At 74.6% G+C, this 4,238-nt stretch carries 3 protein-coding genes and 1 pseudogene; 2 read left to right on the plus strand and 2 right to left on the minus strand.

The window, feature by feature from the left end:
• Positions 1-561, minus strand: a pseudogene (locus tag C1I95_RS32195) (heavy metal translocating P-type ATPase); the annotation flags it as partial.
• A gap of 186 nt (positions 562-747) precedes the next feature.
• Between C1I95_RS32195 and C1I95_RS32200 the strand changes: the two are divergent.
• Entirely contained in the window at positions 748-1,752 is a 1,005-nt protein-coding gene (locus C1I95_RS32200; protein ID WP_199524008.1) for an Acg family FMN-binding oxidoreductase, read from the plus strand.
• Positions 1,753-1,823: 71 nt separating this feature from the next.
• Positions 1,824-3,497 carry a sensor histidine kinase gene (locus C1I95_RS32205; protein WP_111219679.1) on the plus strand — a complete coding sequence of 558 codons (1,674 nt, stop codon included), beginning with the start codon at positions 1,824-1,826 and terminating at the stop codon, positions 3,495-3,497.
• 47 nt (positions 3,498-3,544) lie between these two features.
• Here the strand turns inward: C1I95_RS32205 and C1I95_RS32210 are convergent, their stop codons facing one another.
• Positions 3,545-4,183 (minus strand): response regulator, encoded by a 639-nt coding sequence (locus C1I95_RS32210; protein WP_111219677.1) that lies wholly within the window; start codon positions 4,181-4,183, stop codon positions 3,545-3,547.
• Between the last annotated feature and the right edge of the window lie 55 nt (positions 4,184-4,238).

Here is a 4,238-nt window from a genome sequence, read left to right on the forward strand (position 1 = left end):
GACCGCGACCACGTCCCCCGGGCCGACCAGCAGCCGGTCCCCCACCGCCACCCGGTCCACCGGCACCACCTCGACGCCGCCGCCGGCGGTGCGCCGGCGCGCGGTACGCGGCGCCCGGGCGAGCAGCGCCCGCAGGTCGCGGGTCGCCCGGCGCTGCGCGTACGCCTCCAGCGTCCGACCGGTGGCCAGCATCACCGCGATCACCGCGCCGGCCAGGTACTCGCCGACGCCGAGCGCGCCGGCCAACGCCAGCACCGCGATCACGTCCACGCCGAAGCGTCGCCGCCACAGGTCACGCAGCACCGAGACGGCGGCGGGCAGCAGCGCGGTCAACGTGAGCACCGCCCACACCGCGTCGGCCGCACCGGTCCGGCCGGTCAACCGCAGCGCCGCCCCGGCCAGCACCAGCACGGTCAGCCCGGTCAGCGGCGTCCACAGCCACCACCGGGCGCGCCGCTGCGCAGGCTGGCCGGGTTGACCGGGCTGCTGCCGCGCCGGCTGCGCCGGCAGGCACTCGGCCGCACCGTGATCCGGCCCGCCCGCGTCCGACTGCGCCCCCACCTGCGGATCGTCCCAACCATCGGGGTACCGCCGAGGGCGGTCCGGGCAGAATCCGGGCCGAAGTGCCCTTCCGGACAGGACCGGCGGTCCGTGCCTGCGGCCGGCGGATCGCGCAGGATGAACTGGACCCGCCCCACGGCCGTACCGAGGTACGGCACGATAGGGACACACGGAAAGGTCGTGACGATGAGCCACCAGACGCCGGCTACCCACCGCCCGCTGACCACCGCCCTGGCGGAGGCCGCCGCGATGGCCGGTCACGCGCCGTCGGTGCACAACACCCAGCCGTGGCGCTGGCGGGTGCTGCCCGACGCGCTGGAGCTGCGGGTGGCCCGCGACCGTCAGCTGACGGCGACCGACCCGGAGGGTGAGCTGCTCACCCTCAGCTGCGGTGCGGCGCTGCAACACGCCCGGCTGGCGCTGGCCGCCGAGGGCTGGACGGCGACCGTCCACCGGATGCCCGACCCGGCCGATCCCGACCTGCTGGCCCGGCTGACCGACCCGCAGCCCATCGGCGCCGACCCGGACGCGATGCGCATGGTGCAGTGCATGCAGGTGCGGCACACCGACCGGCGGCCGGTCAGCGGCGAGCCGGTCGCCGACGACACGCTAAGCGCCATCGCGTCGGCCGCCGGCCGGGAGGGCGCCCGCCTGGAGATCCTCGACCGCGACCAGGTGCTGCAACTGGCGGCCTCCGCCTCGCACGCCGCCACGGTCGAGGCGGAGGATTCGCAGCTGCGCGAGGAGCTGGACTACTGGACGAGTCGCGCCGGCGGGATGGGGCTGACCCCGGAGGTGCTGCCGGAGCAGCCCCCGCAGACCACCGTGCCGGGCCGGGACTTCGGCCGCCCGGGCACCCTGCCGGTCGGGCCGGGGCACGACCAGGCGGCGTCGTACGGGCTGCTGTACGGCGAGGAAGACGAGCCGGTGAGCTGGCTACGCGCCGGTGAGGCGCTCTCCGCGGCCTGGCTGACCGCCACCCGGCTGGGTGTCTCCGCGGTGCCGCTGAGCGGGGTGGTGGAGGTGCCGGCGACCCGGCAGACCCTGCGTCAGGTGCTGGCCGGGCTCGGCTACCCGTACCTCGTGCTGCGCCTGGGGATCGCGGACCCGGCCCACGCCGGCCCGCCGCACACCCCGCGACTGCCCCGCGAGCAGGTGGTGGACACCTCCGCGGTGGACGGCGGCGCGTGACGGAGGCCGGATAGCATCGCCGGGTGACCGTCGGCGCACCGAACCCCCGGCACGAGCCACCCTCGCTCGGGCTGAGCCCGCTGTCCCGGGTCCACCTGGACGAGCTGCTCCAGGAGATGCTGGACCGGGTCGGCGAGGTGATGACCAGCCGGGAACGGCTGCGCGCCCTGCTCGACGCGGTCGTCGGCATCGGCACCGACCTGGATCTGCGCAGCACCCTGCAACGGATCGTCGAGTCGGCCTGCGAGCTGGCCGGCGCCCGGTACGGCGCGCTCGGCGTGGTCGGCCCGGACCGGACGCTGCACGACTTCATCACCCACGGCATCTCCCCGGAGCTGCACGCGAAGATCGGTGACCTGCCGCACGGCCGGGGCGTGCTCGGCCTGCTCATCGACGACCCGAAACCGCTGCGGATGCCGGACATCACCCAGCACCCGCGGTCCTACGGTTTCCCGGCGCACCACCCGCCGATGCACACCTTCCTCGGGGTGCCGGTACGCATCCGCGACCAGGTCTTCGGCAACCTCTACCTGGCCGAGAAGCAGGGCGGTGCCCAGTTCACCGAGGACGACGAGGAGATCGTCGTGGCGCTCGCGGCGGCGGCCGGCGTGGCGATCGAGAACGCCCGGCTGTACGCGCTGGCCCACCGGCGGGAACGCTGGCTGGCGGCCACCGCGGAGATCACGTCGCTGCTGCTCGGCGAGGTACGCCGCACCGACGCGCTGACGCTGGTGGCCCGCCGCGCCCGGGAGGTCGCCGAGGCCGAGCTGGCCCTGGTGCTGCTCTACGACGACGAGGCCGACCACTTCACCGTGGAGGTCGTCGACGGCGCCGGCGCCCAGGCCCGCGCACTGGTCGGCACGGTGCTGCCGGCCGCCGACACCAGCTTCGCCGGTTCGATCGCCGAGGGCCGGCACGACTCGGTCGACGACCTCGCCCACGCCGCGCCCTGGCCGGCGGTGCTGCACACCGGGCCGGCGGTGATCTCCCCGCTGGCCACCGCCGACACGCTGCACGGCGTCCTGGTCATCGCGTACGGGGTCGAGCACGGCGGCGCCACCGACGACGACGTGGTGCTGCTGGGCAGCTTCGCCGGGCAGGCCGCGCTGGCCATGGAACGCGCCCGTGGCCAGGAGGAACGGGAGCAGCTGGTGGTCCTGGAGGACCGCGAACGGATCGCCCGGGACCTGCACGACGTGGTCATCCAGCGGCTGTTCGCCACCGGCCTGCAGTTGCAGAGCGCGGTCCCGCTGGCCGGCCGCCCCGAGCTGGCCAAGCGGGTCAACGCCGCGGTCGACGACCTGGACGCCACCATCAAGGACATCCGCCGCACCATCTTCGAGCTGCGCAGCCCGGTGAGCGCGGCGCTGCGCACCGAGATCCGCGAGGCGATGGAGGTGGCCGCGGAGTCGCTGGGCTTCCGGCCACGGCTGGAACTGACCGGGCCGATCGACAGCGCCGTCCCGGACCCGGTCCGCCCCGACCTCACCGCCGTGCTCCGCGAGGCGCTGTCCAACGCCGTACGCCACGCCGAGGCGTCGGCGGTGTCGGTGGCGGTACGCGTCGACGCCGCCCGACTCACCCTGGTGGTCACCGACAACGGGGTGGGGTGCGACCCGGCCGCCGCCCGGGGCGGGCTGGTGAACCTGCGCGAGCGCGCCGAGCGCCACGCCGGCACCTTCGAGGTACGCCCGGCCCACCCACACGGCACCGAGCTGCACTGGTCCGTACCGCTACGCGACTGACCGCCCCGGGCCCCGCGCCGCGCGTGCCCACGCTGGTCGACCGGGGGTCAGTGGCCTTTGCCGAGCAGTCGGGTGGCGAGGACGGCGGCCTGGGTACGCCGTTCCAGGCCGAGCTTGGCCAGCACGCTGGAGACGTAGTTCTTGACCGTCTTCTCGGCCAGGAACATCTTGCCGGCGATCTCCCGGTTGGTGAGCCCCTCGGCGACGTACTCCAGGATGCGCCGCTCCTGCTCGGTGAGCGACTGCAGCTCGCGGGGCTGCTCCACGCCGCTGCGGATGCGCTCCAGCACCCGGGTGGTGATCGCCGGGTCGAGCAGCGACTGGCCGGCCGCCACCCGGCGTACCGCGTCGACCAGGTCGGTGCCGCGGATCTGCTTGAGCACGTACCCGGAGGCACCGGCCATGATCGCCGCGAACAGCGCCTCGTCGTCCTCGTACGAGGTGAGAATCAGTCCCTTGATCGAGGAGTCCACCGCCCGGATGTCGCGGCAGACGTCGATGCCGTTGCCGTCGGGCAGCCGGGCGTCGAGGATCGCCACGTCGGGCCGGAGCGCCGGGATCCGGCGGGCCGCCTCCTGGGCCGAGCCGGACTCGCCGACCACCTCGATGTCACCACTGGCGTGCAACAGGTCGGCGAGGCCACGACGGACGACCTCATGGTCGTCGAGCAAGAACACCCGGATCATCCCCCTTTTCTACCTGCTCCCACCCACCCCGCGCACGGGCCAAAGGTCCCAACCC

The organism is Micromonospora craterilacus (genome assembly GCF_003236315.1).
GTDB classification, from domain to species: domain Bacteria; phylum Actinomycetota; class Actinomycetes; order Mycobacteriales; family Micromonosporaceae; genus Micromonospora; species Micromonospora craterilacus.